Annotated in this window: 17 protein-coding genes; 7 read left to right on the top strand and 10 right to left on the bottom strand. The window is 62.6% G+C overall.

Going from position 1 to position 14,042, the window contains the following annotated elements; translation table 11 throughout:
• Nucleotides 1-429: 429 nt before the first annotated feature.
• On the bottom strand, nucleotides 430-1,188 hold the full coding sequence (locus IB261_RS14015) for an anti-sigma factor family protein (protein ID WP_192382281.1): 759 nt from the start codon (nucleotides 1,186-1,188) through the stop codon (nucleotides 430-432).
• Nucleotides 1,185-1,694 carry a sigma-70 family RNA polymerase sigma factor gene (locus IB261_RS14020; protein ID WP_081519714.1) on the bottom strand — a complete coding sequence of 170 codons (510 nt, stop codon included), beginning with the start codon at nucleotides 1,692-1,694 and terminating at the stop codon, nucleotides 1,185-1,187. Before IB261_RS14020 ends, IB261_RS14015 begins: the two co-directional genes overlap by 4 nt.
• Nucleotides 1,695-1,856: 162 nt before the next feature.
• Between IB261_RS14020 and IB261_RS14025 the strand changes: the two genes are divergently transcribed.
• The 5 genes from IB261_RS14025 to IB261_RS14045 all read left to right on the top strand — a co-directional run bounded on the left by IB261_RS14025 (nucleotide 1,857) and on the right by IB261_RS14045 (nucleotide 4,466).
• A complete protein-coding gene (locus IB261_RS14025) occupies nucleotides 1,857-2,903 on the top strand; it encodes a catalase family peroxidase (RefSeq protein ID WP_192382282.1) in 1,047 nt (348 codons plus the stop codon).
• Nucleotides 2,903-3,463 carry a cytochrome b gene (locus IB261_RS14030; protein WP_192382284.1) on the top strand — a complete coding sequence of 187 codons (561 nt, stop codon included), beginning with the start codon at nucleotides 2,903-2,905 and terminating at the stop codon, nucleotides 3,461-3,463. The genes IB261_RS14025 and IB261_RS14030 overlap by 1 nt, the downstream gene beginning before the upstream one ends.
• Entirely contained in the window at nucleotides 3,460-3,702 is a 243-nt protein-coding gene (locus tag IB261_RS14035; protein ID WP_192382286.1) for a DUF2790 domain-containing protein, read from the top strand. Before IB261_RS14030 ends, IB261_RS14035 begins: the two co-directional genes overlap by 4 nt.
• 235 nt (nucleotides 3,703-3,937) lie before the next feature.
• Nucleotides 3,938-4,171: a type II toxin-antitoxin system prevent-host-death family antitoxin gene (locus IB261_RS14040; protein WP_494515532.1), complete on the top strand. Its 234-nt coding sequence runs from the start codon at nucleotides 3,938-3,940 to the stop codon at nucleotides 4,169-4,171.
• A 10-nt stretch (nucleotides 4,172-4,181) separates the two neighbouring features.
• A complete protein-coding gene (locus IB261_RS14045) occupies nucleotides 4,182-4,466 on the top strand; it encodes a type II toxin-antitoxin system RelE family toxin (protein ID WP_192382290.1) in 285 nt (94 codons plus the stop codon).
• 13 nt (nucleotides 4,467-4,479) lie between these two features.
• Here the strand turns inward: IB261_RS14045 and IB261_RS14050 are convergent, their stop codons facing one another.
• From IB261_RS14050 to pstS, 8 genes are all read right to left on the bottom strand, one after another.
• The gene (locus tag IB261_RS14050) at nucleotides 4,480-5,019 is read right to left on the bottom strand and encodes a hypothetical protein (protein ID WP_192382292.1); all 540 of its coding nucleotides are present in this window, start codon (nucleotides 5,017-5,019) and stop codon (nucleotides 4,480-4,482) included.
• 81 nt (nucleotides 5,020-5,100) lie between these two features.
• Nucleotides 5,101-6,138 (bottom strand): sterol desaturase family protein, encoded by a 1,038-nt coding sequence (locus IB261_RS14055; protein ID WP_192382293.1) that lies wholly within the window; start codon nucleotides 6,136-6,138, stop codon nucleotides 5,101-5,103.
• Between the two features lie 355 nt (nucleotides 6,139-6,493).
• On the bottom strand, nucleotides 6,494-7,039 hold the full coding sequence (locus IB261_RS14060) for a hypothetical protein (RefSeq protein WP_192382795.1): 546 nt from the start codon (nucleotides 7,037-7,039) through the stop codon (nucleotides 6,494-6,496).
• A gap of 59 nt (nucleotides 7,040-7,098) precedes the next feature.
• Nucleotides 7,099-7,797 carry a hypothetical protein gene (locus tag IB261_RS14065; RefSeq protein ID WP_081519721.1) on the bottom strand — a complete coding sequence of 233 codons (699 nt, stop codon included), beginning with the start codon at nucleotides 7,795-7,797 and terminating at the stop codon, nucleotides 7,099-7,101.
• A 50-nt stretch (nucleotides 7,798-7,847) separates the two neighbouring features.
• Complete coding sequence (gene pstB / locus IB261_RS14070; RefSeq protein WP_225606082.1) at nucleotides 7,848-8,609, bottom strand: phosphate ABC transporter ATP-binding protein PstB; 762 nt, start codon at nucleotides 8,607-8,609, stop codon at nucleotides 7,848-7,850.
• A 76-nt stretch (nucleotides 8,610-8,685) separates the two neighbouring features.
• Nucleotides 8,686-9,579, bottom strand: a complete 894-nt coding sequence (gene pstA / locus IB261_RS14075) for a phosphate ABC transporter permease PstA (protein WP_081519723.1) — start codon at nucleotides 9,577-9,579, stop codon at nucleotides 8,686-8,688.
• Complete coding sequence (pstC, locus tag IB261_RS14080; RefSeq protein ID WP_192382295.1) at nucleotides 9,579-10,544, bottom strand: phosphate ABC transporter permease subunit PstC; 966 nt, start codon at nucleotides 10,542-10,544, stop codon at nucleotides 9,579-9,581. The genes pstA and pstC overlap by 1 nt, the downstream gene beginning before the upstream one ends.
• Nucleotides 10,545-10,618: 74 nt before the next feature.
• Nucleotides 10,619-11,650 carry a phosphate ABC transporter substrate-binding protein PstS gene (gene pstS / locus IB261_RS14085; RefSeq protein WP_081519725.1) on the bottom strand — a complete coding sequence of 344 codons (1,032 nt, stop codon included), beginning with the start codon at nucleotides 11,648-11,650 and terminating at the stop codon, nucleotides 10,619-10,621.
• Between the two features lie 730 nt (nucleotides 11,651-12,380).
• Between pstS and IB261_RS14090 the strand changes: the two genes are divergently transcribed.
• Both IB261_RS14090 and IB261_RS14095 read left to right on the top strand, forming a co-directional pair.
• Complete coding sequence (locus IB261_RS14090) at nucleotides 12,381-12,995, top strand: hypothetical protein (RefSeq protein ID WP_192382296.1); 615 nt, start codon at nucleotides 12,381-12,383, stop codon at nucleotides 12,993-12,995.
• Nucleotides 12,996-13,548: 553 nt separating this feature from the next.
• Nucleotides 13,549-14,022, top strand: coding sequence for a BRO-N domain-containing protein (locus IB261_RS14095; RefSeq protein ID WP_192382297.1), 474 nt, complete (start codon nucleotides 13,549-13,551; stop codon nucleotides 14,020-14,022).
• Nucleotides 14,023-14,042 lie beyond the last annotated feature (20 nt).

Here is a 14,042-nt window from a genome sequence, read left to right on the forward strand (position 1 = left end):
ACACTTCGTAGGATGGCGTGGAGCGCAGCGATACCCATCGATCCGTGCACCGACAGCATGGGTATCGCTTCGCTCCACCCATCCTGCGTTTGCTCCAGCGGACTGCGTCCGCGTTGTTCCGGCGCGGGCTCTGTCGCAGGCATGGCCAGCTCCTACAGATTGGCTCCACGCTTCACTTGTGGGATGGGCGGGGGCGCCCAGCCTATGCCCGCGAAACGCGGACAACGTCCGCGCTAACCGCCGCTGCCTTTCCACCGACTGACTCTTTGTAGGATGGCGTGGAGCGCAGCGATACCCATCGATCGGCGCACCATCAGCATGGGTATCGCTGCGCTCCCCCCATCCAGCGGACTGAGTCCGTGTTGTTCCGGCGCGGGGTCTGTCGCAGGCATGGCCAGCTCCTGCAGGCGCTTACCCTGATGCCCGCGCTCAGAACCCCACCAACTGCCCCACGGCCTGCGCCTGCGGGTCATCGCTGCGGCTCACCAGCGCGTAGTTGTAGCCGCCCTGGCTCCAGTAGCGCGCCAGCAGGTCGCCATCTGTACGCTGCCCCTGCGGCAACATCTCGTGGCGCGGGCCCGGCGGGCGGATGAAGAAGGTCAACCGCCGCCCCTGACCATCCTCGTAGATCACCAGCGCCGCCGCGCCCTGTTCGGTCGCGAGCAAACGGGCACCAACCGTCTTCAGGCCAACCTGCTCCAGCGCCGGCGGTGGTGGGGCGTCTTTCAGGTAGCGAGCCAGCCAGCCGCGCAGGTCGCCGCCATCACGCAAGTCCAGGCCGTTCTGGTTGGCATCGGCAAACAAGCGGTAAGCCTGCACCGCGTCCTGCATCGGCACCATGCCGCGCACCATCGCGTCGCCGCGCATCTGCCAGCCGCCCATGCCGCCGACGCCCAGCGCAATCAGCAGGGCCGCCGCGGTGGCGAGGCGCGTGCGCCGCCGCTGCTGGATCTGCCGGCGAATCCGCGCCGGATCGAGCTGCTCGGGCAGCGCACCACGGGCCTGCCCGGCAAAGGCCGCGCGCAGTTGCTGGGCGTCCTGGCGCCAGCCTTCCACGCGGCGGGCGTCGTCCGGGTGGGCGGCCAGCCAGGCTTCCACCCATTGGCGGCGCGCCGGCTCCAGCTGGTCGTCGATGTAGGCGTGCAGATCCTGTTCCTGGGGAGTGCCGTCGGGGATGCGTTCGTTCATTTCAGTACCCGCAAAGAAGGAGTCGCCGCCTGTCCTTCGCTCAGCGCGCGCAGCGCCGTGCGGGCGCGCGACAGGCGGGACATGACGGTGCCCATGGGAATATCCAGAGTCTCGGCCACCTCGCGGTAGCTCAGGCCCTCGACGCTGACCAGCGTCAGCAACGCACGCTGCTCGGCGGGCAAGCGCTCGAAGGCCTCCAGTGTCGAGCGTGCGCTGACGATGTCCTCGGGCGAAGCGCTCACCGCGCTGTCCGCGCCGAACAGGCTGAGCAGGCGCGCATAGCGTTTCGCCCGGCGCTGCCCGTCGATGAAGTGCCGGTAGAGGATCGAGAACAGCCAGGCGCGCAGGTCGCCGTCGTCGCGGCGGCCAGTCCAGGCCGACAGCGCCTTCTCCAGGGTCGCCTGGACCAGGTCGTCGGCGCTGCTCGCGCTGCGGGTCAGTGACAGCGCGAAGCGCCGCAGCCGGGGCAGCAGTTCGCGCAGTGAATGGTCGTCCAGTGAGTGCATCGGGGCGCCAGGAGTGGGTGGGTTCGAGCGAGAAAGACGAATACTGCGGCGATCTATTCCCTTCGCGGGAAAAAATAATTTATTCGCCATCGGCGGGAATAACCCGTCGCACGGTGCGTCGTACCGGCTCAACGCATTCAGCCTAAGCCTGAGGAGCTGGAAATGACAGAAACACCGCCCACCGCCCCCAACGTGCCCCTGCGCCTGGCCGCCATCGGCGCCGTGGTGCTCGGCGTGGCCGCCGTCTTCGCCTACGTCGCCGGCTGGCTCGACCCGCAGCGGCTAACCCCGGCCGGCGTAATCAACACCCTGGAGCACAACAGCGGCGTCTACCCCGGCTACCGGCGCAACCACGCCAAGGGCCTGTGCGTGATCGGCCACTTCGACAGCAATGGCGGCGCTGCCGGCCTGTCCCGCGCCAGCCTGTTCTCCGTCGGCCGCGTACCGGTGGTAGGGCGCCTCGCCATCCCCGGCGGCAACCCCAAGGCCAGCGACGGCGCCGCGCCGATCCGCAGCCTGGCCCTGCGCTTCCAGCCGGCCGACGGCCAGGAATGGCGCACCGGTATGAACGCCATGCCGGTCTTCGTCGTGCGTGACGTTGCCAGCTTCTACGCCCTGCAACAGGCCACCGCGCCACAGCCGGGCACCGGCAAACCCGACCCGGAAAAGGCCGGCGCCTTCTTCAAGTCGCACCCCGAGACCCAGGCCTTCCTCAAGTGGGCCAAGTCCTCCACGCCGTCCTCCAGCTACGCCAACAGCGCCTACTACAGCCTCAACGCGTTCTATCTGGTGAACAAGGAAGGCAAGGAGCAGCCGGTGCGCTGGTCCGTGCAGCCCGAAGCACCGGTCGAGCCGCTGGCCGCCGACAAGCGCGGTGACGCCGACTTCCTCGCCGCCGAACTGGCCCAGCGCATCGCCGCCGGCCCGCTGCGCTGGCGCCTGCAGTTCACCCTCGGTGAGCCCGGCGACAGCACCGTCGACCCCACCCAGGCCTGGCCTGACAGCCGGCGCACCGTGGACGCCGGCGAACTGGTGATCGAGCGCCTGCAACCAGAAATCGGCGGCGACTGCCGCGACGTCAATTACGACCCGCTGATCCTCCCCGACGGCATCCGCGCCTCCGACGACCCTCTGCTCAGCGCCCGCTCGGCCGCCTACTCGGAATCCTTCAACCGTCGTACCCGTGAGCAGGCCCAGGAGACCCACTGATGAAACCGACTTACTTCCCGCTCTCCCTGCGTGTGCTGCACTGGCTGATGGCCGTGCTGGTGCTTGCCATGCTGCTGATCGGCCTGGGCATGGTCGCCAGCGTCTCCCCGCGCCACGCCGCACTGGTTGCCATCCACAAACCCTTAGGCGCCGCGCTGCTGGTACTCGTACTGCTGCGCATCGTTGTGCGCCTGACCCAGCGCATCCCCGCACTGCCCAGCGATATGCCCGGCTGGCAACGCAGCGCCGCGCACCTCTCGCACCTGGCGCTCTACGGCCTGCTGCTGGCCCAACCGCTCGTGGGCTGGACCATGCAATCCGCTGGCGGCTACCCCGTGGTGCTCTGGGGCGGCTTCGAACTGCCTGCGCTGGTCTCACCGTCGGTGCAACTGCACACCATCCTGCGTAGCGCCCACACCTTCATCGCCTACGCCTTGCTCGCAACCATCCTCCTGCACCTCGCCGCCGCGCTGTTCCACGGGCTCATCCGCCGCGACGAAGTCCTCTCGAGCATGACCGGCGCACCCATGCCGCGCAGCTCCAGCGGGGACCGGCCATGAAGCGCTTGTTCGCTGCCGCCTGCATATTCACCTCCTGCGCGGCCCTCGCCGCGCAGGACGCGCCACCGGTACAGGACTACCACTACGGCCAGAAACTCGACATCAAGCGCGTGGTGCAACAGCCGGACCTGGGGTTCTGCGGGATTCGCGAAGTGGAGATGACCTACGAAGACAGCGCCGGGAAGCGGCATACGCTGCGGTATCCGGTTTGGGGGCAGGGGTGTGGGAATGAGAATTGAGGTGATGGATGTGCTTACTGGTATGTATTTTTTTGCGTATTATGATGCGTAATACTGGTTTGGCAGCCAATCTGCGTCTGACCACCACTGCACACATCTGACCACCATCAGGGCCTTCATCTTCGGTGAAGCCGTTGAACACTCCAGATGTGCTAAATCCACGGCGAACATTTGAGGTAGCTGCGAAATGAGTGCACTCCTAAACCGGGCTGAACAGGCAGTGTCCGCTACCGCGATGGTTCGCAATTTCGGGGCGCGATTGAAGGAGGTCAGCAGTGGGGAAGTCACCCACCTGGTCATCTTCAAGGACAACGAGCCGGCTGCGGTGCTGGTAGGCGTAGAAGCCTACCAGGCGCTGCAGGACGAGCTCGAAGACCTGCGTGCCGAGAGGCTGGCCATCGAGCGCCTGTCCACCCTGGATGACAAAACCACCGTGAGCCTCGAGGACATGGAGGCTCGCTTCAGCTAGGCGGCAAGCCATGAAATGGAGCGTTCGGTTTCACCCTGAGGTCGAGAACGATCTCAAGCTACTGGGAAGTGCCGAAGCACTGCGGGTGCTGAAGGTCATCCGCCAGCGCATTGCCGAAGGTGAGCCCGACAAGATCGGCAAACCCCTGCGCGGGGCCCTGGCGGGCTTGCGCAGGATTCGGACCGGTGATGTGCGCATCGTCTACCGGATCAATGGCACCGAGATCGTTCTGGTTCTCTGCATAGGAGCCCGGCGTGACGATGAGGTTTATATCGCCGCGACCAGCCGAGTCTGATCCTGACCCCGCTTTAATCGGGTTGCTTCGGCAGCGGTGCTGGGAGCTTTCTCAGGAGCTTCAGCCCCAATGCGCCGCAGTAAGACGCTCCGCAAAAGAAGAGTGCGTAGAGCGCATTGAATGCCAGCGCGCTCCCCGTAAGCAGCTCCCTTAGTGCATGGCCCAGGCGGTGACTGATCGGGCCGTCTGCTTCAGCAAAAGCGTTGTAGAACGAGTTGCATGGAAAGTACGAAAAGGCCAGCAGAATACAGGCGACTGCTCCCATCCAGCAGGCGGTTGCCACGCTGGCGCCGTTGCGCATTCTCTTGAGTTCCTCGAGGCTGTAATCGCCAAAGAGCAGGTAGCAAGCAATGCCCGCTGCAATGAGCGGAACACCCAGCGTGAGGTTCAGCACGCGCCAACTGTTCAGCCAGTGCGCATCGGAGCAGGTGAACGACAGCAATTCGGCACCGGCTCTGAGTACTTCGCCATCGCCGGTTGGCAGGAGTCCGGTCAATGACAGCATCAGGAAGTTGGCGACGAGAAGGAGCAGACTGATTCTTCCGATAGGCATGCCGAGTCCATGGCGAATAAGCGGCTAACCGCAAGCGCAGCAGAATAGATTATTTCCGTTGTGTTGGAACAGGGCGCAGATTCAGCGGCTCCGGGCCGTGCGAGCGGAAGCCAGCGCCCGCTGGCTTCTCGCCATTCGTACTTTGCGCACCGTCTCCACAAACGGCGTAACGATCAGGCTCCACAGCGAAGAATACTTCTCGTCATCCTGCTCCCCGGCGCCGAACTGGATCGGCTCCGGCGCGCGCTGGGTGACGTAGAGCGTGCCGAACATCCAGTCCCACAGCGACAGGTTGATGCCGAAGTTCTTGTTGAAGTGGCGGGGCGCGTCGCTGTGGTGGATCTGGTGCTGGGCGGGGCTGTTCAGCACATGCTCGATCAGCGGCCCGAAGGACAGCCACACATGGCTGTGGCGCAGGTTCGTCGCCAGCACGTTGAACAGCAGGATCATGTAGGTCACGCCGAACAGCGTGTAGGCGCTGATCTCTCCGCCGCAGAGGTACCAGAAGGCGCCGGCATAGGCGCCCAGGGCGAAGGCGCCGGCCAGCTGCGCCGCCAGCTTCTCCACGAAGTGCACGCGGCTCGCGGTGATCGGCGTCAGCACCGCCGCTGAGTGATGCACCTTGTGGAACGCCCACAGCCAGCGCGAATGGAAGGCGCGGTGTACCCAGTAGTTCTTGAAGTCGCTGACCAGGAACACCCCCAGCCCGTAGAGCATCGACAGGCCGAGGTTCGTCCCCACCTGCGGCCGCGCGCCCCAGAGATTGGTGAAGAAGGCGATGTAGTCGCCCGAACGCAGGATGTAGGGATCGACCAGCCCGACGATGGGCACCAGCAACGCCACATTGAGGATGCCGCGCACCAGGTAGTAGCGGTAATCCAGCAGCGCCGAGCGATGCAGGTTCACCCGGCTGCCACCAATGAACTGCCAGAACGACGCCGCCTGCGTCAGCCCGCGCTGCCGGCGGAAGCGGAACAATGCGTAGGCGATGGCGTAGGAGCACAGCAGGAACACCACGCCGACGCGGCCGCTGAGGTCGAACAGGCCGGCGACCTGGTTGGTGATGGGGTTGATCACCCACTCGGTGAAGTGGCGGTGGAGGTGCGAGAGGTCAGGCATGGGCGCTGGCGCCAGGAGTCAGGTGAACAGGCTTGTACGTCGAGTGACCGCCCACGGCGCTGAGGAGCCAGCGACTCATGGGATGTTACGCGTTCGCTCAGCATGGAACCTGGGGGATCACGCTGTCAAAGTCCAGCGGTGCCGGGGCGGGGCAATTCGACAGGGGGTCGTCAGCAGCCTGATGTGCGGAGGCGACTGGATTGGCCTGAAGCGGGGGCATCCCGTACGGTGCATTAAGCCGGGGCGCAACCTCGAGGGAGTCGGCAAAGGAGCGACATCCGCGAAGCTGCAGGTTCCGCGCGAAGGGCAGGGTGAAGACGTTTGCCAGTCAGCAACGAGCCGCGTGGTTGACGGCTCAGGCTGCTGTCGCCAATGGCTGCTGCTGTCGATCCAGCGTTTCCTGGAGTTCAGCCACTGAATCCAGGACTCGCTGCGCCCAGCGATCATCGTCCGGACGCACGACAACGACGCGGAAGCCGTGGTCATGGCCTTCGCTCTTCACGCCTTCGGAATCATCGACATGCAGGTCGATATCGAATGCCGGCGGAAGTTTCGAGGGGGAGTTCGCCAGCCCGCGCTCGGTCAGCGCCTGGTTGTGCCGAACGCTGTTGACCACGCCATCGACGTGGATGCCGTACAGCAACAGCCAGCGCCTGATGTAGGAGGGTGTGCGGCCGGAGGACGTGTAGACCCAGATGCTGCAGCCCTGGCGGCGCAGTTCCCGGGTCAGGGAGCGGGTGCCGATACGCAGCGGTTCGCCAAGCCAGCGATGAATGAACACCGGGAGCCTGCTGGGTTCGACGTCGCTGTGGTGGGGGAGGCAGGCCAGGGTGTCATCGATATCGAACGAAATCCGAATGCGCGGGCGTCCGAAGCGGTAAGGCGCAAGGGAACCCTTCATGGCGTCCCACAGCTGATCCTTGATGGCCAGGCAGGTGGCGAGCATGGGTTGCGTACTCATCAGGCACCTCCCTGACAGGCGGAGGCGTGCTTCTCGCCAAGGAAAAATCGGTCCGGATCCGGTGAATGATCTTCGAGGAAGGCGGCGTACTTTTTCTTGATCTTGGGCAATTCGAATAGCGCCTTTACGCCATGCTTGGCGGAGTTGCGGATGACCGATGACGGGTTGTAGTAACCCTTGGCGTTGTCCAGGGTCAGCACGAACGGCGGCAGCCCGGCGCGTATCAGCAGATAGCTGACGATCAGCGAGCCGCTGCGATGGTTACCTTCGATGAACAATTGCGGTTTGCTCAGAATCCGCACGTAGACACCGGCAGCGCGCTTCCACACCGATTCGCTGTGATACGCGCAGTACCAGTTGTACAGGTCCTTGATGCCGCCTTCGACGTTGTTGAAGAAGTGCGCCTCGGTGGCTGCCAGGTGCGGCGCGAATTCCAGCCGACGGGCCGGGTCCCGGCCGCAAAGCACGGTGGCGTTGATCTCCAGCATCAGGTTCACCTGCTGCAGATCGAACAGGTCGACGCCCCGTGCGACGTAGTCGTCGATCAGGGCGTAACCCTCCAGCACGTTGTGCAGCACCTCATCGGTGAACGGATCACGCGGCTCGGTAAAGCACTGGCTGAGCTCGCCGAAACGGCCTTGCACTTCACGCAGCGCACGTTCAATCGCTCGCAGATCAAGACGGCGCGTGGCAGGCATGGGCAACCCTGAAGAAAAGGTGTGTGGCTTCATACGACTGCAGGTTCGACTCAGCTGAACTTGCCGCTGATGTAGTCCTCGGTCATTTTTTCCCGCGGGTTTTCGAAGATCTGCTTCGTCGCGCCCATTTCGACCAGGTAGCCGGTACGGGTGCCCTGGGAAATGTCCACCGAGAAGAACGCCGTCGTGTCAGCGACACGGATGGCCTGCTGCATGTTGTGGGTGACCAGCGCGATGGTGTAGTCCTTCTTCAGCTCGACCATCAGCTCCTCGACACGGCGGGTAGCGATCGGGTCGAGTGCCGAGCACGGCTCGTCCAGCAACAGGACTTCCGGTTCGGTGGCGATGGCGCGAGCGATGCACAGGCGTTGCTGCTGGCCACCGGAGAGCGACAGGCCGCTCACCTTCAGCTTGTCCTTCACCTCATCCCACAGCGCAGCGCCCTGCAGGGCATGCCTGACCCGGTCGCCGATGTCGCCCTTGTAGCGATTGAGGCGCAGGCCAAACGCGACGTTGTCGAAGATGCTCATCGAAAACGGGTTCGGCTGCTGGAACACCATGCCGATGTAGCGGCGCACGACGACAGGGTCCACGCCCTTGCCGTAGACGTCCTGCCCGAGGAAATGCACATGGCCCTCGAAGCGGAAGCCGCGCACCAGATCGTTCATCCGGTTCAGGCTGCGCAGCACGGTACTCTTGCCGCAGCCGGAAGGGCCGATGAAACCGGTGATCTTGTTCTTTTCGATCGGCACGTGGCTGTCACGTACCGCCATGAAGTTGCCGTAGAAAATCTTGTCCAGTTTGCAGTCCATGACCACCTGGGTCTCGGCGCCAACCGGGGCGACTTTCTGTGCAGTAGCTGTGTTCACGATTCGGATGCTCCGTATCTCAAAACTTGGGCTTGCCAAAAATGCGGCTGATGACGTTCACGATCAGCACGATCATCACCAGCACCAGCGATGCGGCCCACGCGAGCTCGAGCTGGTTGTCGAAGGGCATGCCGGAGAAGTTGTAGATCAGCACGGAAAGCGAGGCTGTGGGGTTCATCACGGCCAGGCTGCCGTCGTGGTAGATCCAGTAGTTGCTGAACAGCGCGGTGAACAGCAGCGGCGCGGTCTCGCCTGCGGCGCGCGCCACGGCCAGCATGACGCCGGTGAGGATCGCCGGCAGGCCGGTGGGCAGTACGATCTTCCAGATGACCTGGGCGCGGGTGCAGCCCATGCCGTAGGCGGCATCCTTCATGATCTTGGGCACCATCTTCATCGACTCTTCGGCCGTGAGCACGACGATCGGCAGCATCAGCACGGCCAGTGCCACGCCACCCGCCGGTGCCGAGTAGGTACCGGTGGTCATCACCACCAGGGCGTAGGCGAACACGCCGGCCAGGATGGAGGGCAGGCCGGTGAGCGTCTTGGCGGCAAAGCGCGCGGCGCTTGCCAGTTTGCTGTCCGGCCCCAGTTCAGCCAGGAAGACGGCTGCCATGATGCCAACCGGAACGGCAATGGCGGCGGCGATACCGACCATGACGAAGGTACCGGCCAGCGCGTTGCCGAAGCCGCCGCCCGTCTCGAAGCCGGTCGGTGGAAGTTCGGTGAATACCTCCAGGCTCAGGCGCGCACCACCACGGGTGATCAGCATGTAGAGCACGGAGATCAGCGGCACGCTGGCCAGCAGCGCGCCCAGCCAGACCAGCGTGGTCAGCACCAGGCTGCGCAGGGCGCGGCCCTCGAGCTTGCGCTGCAGGCTCGGCAAGGCGGAGACGGTGGGAGTGAGGCTGGTCATTACTTGGTCCCCCGCTGGGCGTAAAGCATGATCATGGAGCCGAGTACGTTCACGATCAGCGTGATGAACATCAGCACCAGTGCGGCATACATCAGCACTTCAACCTCGTTCGGCCCGGCTTCGGGGAAGTTCAGCGCCAGCAAGGCGGCCAGCGTGTTGGCCGGTGCGAACAGCGACAGGGAAATGGTGTTGGCGTTGCCGACCAGCATGGCCAGGGCCATGGTTTCACCCAGTGCGCGGCCCAGGCCCAGCACCAGGGAGCCGAAGATGCCGGTGGCCGCGGAGGGCACCATCACCTTGAGGATCGCTTCCCAATGGGTGGTGCCCATGCCGTAGGCGGCCTGCTTGGTTTTCATCGGCACGCTGGCGAGAGCGTCCTGCGAGACCGCGGCAATGGTGGGCAGAATCATGATGGCGAGCACCAGAGAGGCGGGCAGCAAGCCTGGCCCGCTCAACGATGTGCCGAAAAAGGGTATCCAGCCGAGCTCGCTGTTCAGCCACGCAGTCAGCGGGCGAATGGCCGGGATCACCACGTAGATCCCCCACAGGCCGTAAACGACGCTGGGGATCGCGGCGAGCAGTTCGACGATGGTACGGAACACCGCCGCAAGCCTGGCGGGGAGGAAGTCCTGGGTCAGGAAGATCGCCATGCTGACGCCGAACAGGCCGGCGATCAGCAGCGCGATCAGTGCGCTGTAGAGCGTGCCCCAGATGGCCGGCAGAATGCCGTACTTGCCCTGGTTGACGTCCCAGACCGAACCCAGGAGAACGTCCAGGCCATGTTTCTCCATGCCCGGAAAGGCCTTGCGGCCGACTTCGAACACGAGGGCAACGACCAGCACCAGAATCAGGACCACACCCAGGCGTGCAATGGCACGGAAGGTCCGGTCAACCAGGAAATCCTTCGCGGATGGCGGTTGGCAGGCAGAGTCCAGATTTACCGGTACGACAAAAGGTTGGGTCATGGGAGAGTTCCGGAACAGGTGGAAATCTCATCCGGCGTGGCCGACAGCCCCCGCCGGATGAAGACTCGCAGGCGTTACTGGATGTTGGCGGAAGCTTTGCGAACCTGATCGACGACTGCTTGCGGCAGCGGGATGTAGCCCATCGAATCAGCGATCTTCTGCCCTTCGGTCAGGCCGTACTCGACCATTTCACGCATGGCCTTGGCCTTGGCCGGGTTCTCGTTGTGCTTGCGGAAGATCATCCAGGTGTAGGAGGTGATCGGGTAGGACTGGGCACCGTCCGGATCGGGCAGCCAGGCCACCAGGTTCTCCGGGAACTTCACGGCAGCCAGCGCCGCGGCACCGCTTTCTGCGTTCGGCACGACGTACTGGCCGGCCTTGTTCTGCAGCTGGGCGAAGTCGACCTTGGCCAGCTTGGCGAAGCCGTACTCGATGTAGCCGATGGCGCCCGGGGTCTGGCGCACGGTAGCGGTCACGCCATCGTTCTTCGGCGACTTGATGAACTTGTCGCTGGCCGGCCAGTTGACGGTGTTGCCTTCACCCAGGGCAGTCTTGAACTCCGGGTTGATGGTCGACATGTGCTTGGTGAACACAGCGGTGGTGCCGCTGGAATCCGCACGCACGACAACGGTGATCGGCAGGGCCGGCAGCTTCAGCTCAGGGTTGGCCGCGACGATCTGCGGGTCGTTCCACTGAGTGATCTTGCCCAGGAAGATGTTGGAGTAAACGTCGCGCGGCAGTTTCAGGCCCTTGGGGCTGCCCGGCAGGTTGTACGCCAGGACGATTTCGCCGGCGGTCATCGGCAGCAGTTGCACGCCTTCGGCAACCTTGGCGATGTCCTCGTCCTTCATGGCCGAGTCACTGGCCGCGAAGTCCACAGTCTTGTTGAGGAAATCCTGTACACCCGCACCGCTACCCTTGGACTGGTAATCCACGGTGACGCCAGCGGTTTTCTTGCTGAAGTCCTTGAACCAGGTCAGGTAGATCGGAGCGGGGAAGCTGGCGCCAGAGCCGGTCAGGCGGACGCTCTCGTCGGCAAAGACGACGGAAGAGGCACACATGGACAGCGTTACGGCGATCGCAGCAGATTTCACAAAGCTTTTCATCGAGGGCAATCCTTTTGATTTCGGGCTGCCATACTGTGATCGGGTCCTGTGAAATTTTTATGACAGCGCGGTGGCAAGCGCTCTGGCTTGCCGGCTCGACTGGTCTATCTCCGGGCTTCTGCGGTGCGCGTCAGGTGAATTTGCCGCGGCTGGCCGCCGTGGCTGGCGGCGATTTCGGGGCAGGGGCGGAGGTTCAGGGCGGGGGACCGCCCCCCTGTTCGATGAGTACGCTGCGCAATAAATAGTTACGGTCGCTCGGCAGTGCAGAGGTAGGTGAAGAAGGCGATGTAGTCGCCCGAGCGCGGGAGTTATGGGTCGACCAGCTCGATGATGGGCACCAGCAACGCCACATCGAGGATGTCGCGCAGCAGGTAGTAGCGGTAATGCAGCAGCGCGGAGCGACGCAGATTCACCCGGCTGCCACCAATGAACTGCTAGAACGACGCCGCCTGCGTAAGCCCGCGCTTCGACGGGAGCGGAACAGGGCGTAGGCGATGGTGTAGGAACACAGGAAAAACACCAAGCCGACGTGGTCGCTGAGGCCAGAGATCTGGTTGGTGACGGGGTTGATCACCAACTCAGTGAAGTGGTGGTGGATTTGCGAGAGGTGAAGCGTTGGCGTCAGGCGCTGATGGAGTGGGTGAGGTGCTGCGGCATGAGGGTTTGCAGCTAAAGGCAAGTTGGCTGTAGAGATGGATTTGTCGATTATTACTTTTTAGGAGGGATGGGGTTGGAAGAGTTTAAAGTGTTGGTTGATGTTCTCAGTTCCATCGCTTCCTTGGTTGCAATTGTAACCGTTATGTACTCCTGGTATTTCAGTCGAAGGCCTGCGCTTGAGGTTTCTCAGGCTATTGTTTCTGGTTCTGATGATTCTTTTCGCTTTATTGTTAGTATTAAGAATAAAAAGCCGTATCCTGTTCTAATAAAAGGGTTAGGCTGCTACAGAAGACGGCTGTATAGAGTTGAGAAGAAAAAATCAGAGTTCCCGCGTCTTGTGTCCATGCTTGATTTGGGGGATCGAATTTATTCGAAGTCGAGCGAGATTTCAATTTCTGAATTGGGGGAGTGTCGCTTCGAGTTTGCGGTTACTAGTAATGTTCTTCCGTTGAGGTGTCTTGTTTTTATGATTGATACATCTCATGGTTATCTAAATTTGAGTTGTAAAAATATTAGATATCTTGGTCCTGGGGTTGAGGTTCTTGCAGTGGACTTCATGCTCTCTAGGGAGAGCAAGATCTCTGCGTTTCCGATCTACATAAAGGGAGGTGTTCTATATCTAATGGATCTGCTGCCGTTCAAATTAACCAGGCTTAGGCGGCTCGTGTCGCCCAAAAGATGTGATTGATTTCTATTGCGTCTGGGAGAATTGCTGTGCTGATGTATGGGGGTTGTTATTTTTTCTCAGGGGTTGAGTATCGTACAGGTAGGAGAGAACCTTGCGTGACGAGTATTTTAATATTCGCTTAGATAGGCGACGGCCTGAGGCGACTATTTAATCGCGGTGATGCTATTAATTTTTCCACAGTTTTTCCCTATGGCGAGCTGCACAGGGAGATCTTTGGGTCTGCCGGGTTCAGGGCTGCCAGTTCGCCAACCCTGTGCAGTTTCGCCTCCTTTCGATGCCCTCGCTTGACCTCCTCCAGCCTTCCCCATAACCTCCCGACGCCCCTGTGAAAGCGACAGGGGAGCGGGTTTGGCGACCCGGAACACATAGGCGCGGTAACGCTTCGTAAGACCGTGACGTATTCGCACGTCCACGGTTCTTCGCTATGGCGGGCCGCGCAGGGAGACCTTCGGGTCTGCCGGATCTATGTGCCGGTTCGCCAACCTTGCGCGGTTCCGCCACCCAATCCGTTTGGCGACGGACGTGGCGGCTTCTCACACATAGGAGCTGTTCCATGGACGACATCTACGTTCCCACCGTTTTCCACCGCTACAACCGTTCCCTGCGCGGCGTGTTGATCGACAACCAGCCCTGGTTGGTCGCCCGCGAGCTGGGTTATCTGATCCGCGAGCGGGTCGATGCTTATGTTCTTCGAATGGATGAGGACCTCTTTCGCGAGGCGCGCCTGGTGACGGGTAGCGGCGAGGAGGTCGTGTTGCTGGTCAGTGACTACGGCGCTTTCCATGTGCTGCACCGTTTTCGCGATCCGGAGCATCGGCAGTTGCGAATGTGGATCACCGGCCATGTGCTGCCGACGCTCAGGGATCAGGAGCGGGTGGCGGCAGGGTTGCCGAGGCGGATGCTGGCGAAAGGCGAGGGGCGGTCGCTGGCGGTGCTGGATTGGCAGGGGGAGTACTGGGTGCCGATGGGGGAGGTGCCGAGGCTGATGCGCGAGGAGAGGCGCGGGAGATGGTGGCGGAGGGAGTAGGGCGTACAGATGTAGGAGAG

This window comes from Pseudomonas sp. PDM20 (assembly GCF_014852575.3).
Taxonomy (GTDB): domain Bacteria; phylum Pseudomonadota; class Gammaproteobacteria; order Pseudomonadales; family Pseudomonadaceae; genus Pseudomonas.

Excerpts from the sequence above, each read along its gene's own strand:
- IB261_RS14015 (WP_192382281.1), bottom strand. The coding sequence starts at position 1,188 with ATGAACGAACGCATCCCCGACGGCACTCCCCAGGAACAGGATCTGCAC.
- IB261_RS14065 (WP_081519721.1), bottom strand. The coding sequence starts at position 7,797 with ATGCCTGCCACGCGCCGTCTTGATCTGCGAGCGATTGAACGTGCGCTG.
- pstA (WP_081519723.1), bottom strand. The coding sequence starts at position 9,579 with ATGACCAGCCTCACTCCCACCGTCTCCGCCTTGCCGAGCCTGCAGCGC.
- IB261_RS14060 (WP_192382795.1), bottom strand. The coding sequence starts at position 7,039 with ATGAAGGGTTCCCTTGCGCCTTACCGCTTCGGACGCCCGCGCATTCGG.
- IB261_RS14040 (WP_494515532.1), top strand. The coding sequence starts at position 3,938 with ATGGTTCGCAATTTCGGGGCGCGATTGAAGGAGGTCAGCAGTGGGGAA.
- pstS (WP_081519725.1), bottom strand. The coding sequence starts at position 11,650 with ATGAAAAGCTTTGTGAAATCTGCTGCGATCGCCGTAACGCTGTCCATG.
- IB261_RS14055 (WP_192382293.1), bottom strand. The coding sequence starts at position 6,138 with ATGCCTGACCTCTCGCACCTCCACCGCCACTTCACCGAGTGGGTGATC.
- IB261_RS14035 (WP_192382286.1), top strand. The coding sequence starts at position 3,460 with ATGAAGCGCTTGTTCGCTGCCGCCTGCATATTCACCTCCTGCGCGGCC.
- IB261_RS14030 (WP_192382284.1), top strand. The coding sequence starts at position 2,903 with ATGAAACCGACTTACTTCCCGCTCTCCCTGCGTGTGCTGCACTGGCTG.
- IB261_RS14095 (WP_192382297.1), top strand. The coding sequence starts at position 13,549 with ATGGACGACATCTACGTTCCCACCGTTTTCCACCGCTACAACCGTTCC.
- IB261_RS14045 (WP_192382290.1), top strand. The coding sequence starts at position 4,182 with ATGAAATGGAGCGTTCGGTTTCACCCTGAGGTCGAGAACGATCTCAAG.
- IB261_RS14025 (WP_192382282.1), top strand. The coding sequence starts at position 1,857 with ATGACAGAAACACCGCCCACCGCCCCCAACGTGCCCCTGCGCCTGGCC.
- pstC (WP_192382295.1), bottom strand. The coding sequence starts at position 10,544 with ATGACCCAACCTTTTGTCGTACCGGTAAATCTGGACTCTGCCTGCCAA.
- IB261_RS14020 (WP_081519714.1), bottom strand. The coding sequence starts at position 1,694 with ATGCACTCACTGGACGACCATTCACTGCGCGAACTGCTGCCCCGGCTG.
- IB261_RS14050 (WP_192382292.1), bottom strand. The coding sequence starts at position 5,019 with ATGCCTATCGGAAGAATCAGTCTGCTCCTTCTCGTCGCCAACTTCCTG.
- pstB (WP_225606082.1), bottom strand. The coding sequence starts at position 8,609 with ATGGACTGCAAACTGGACAAGATTTTCTACGGCAACTTCATGGCGGTA.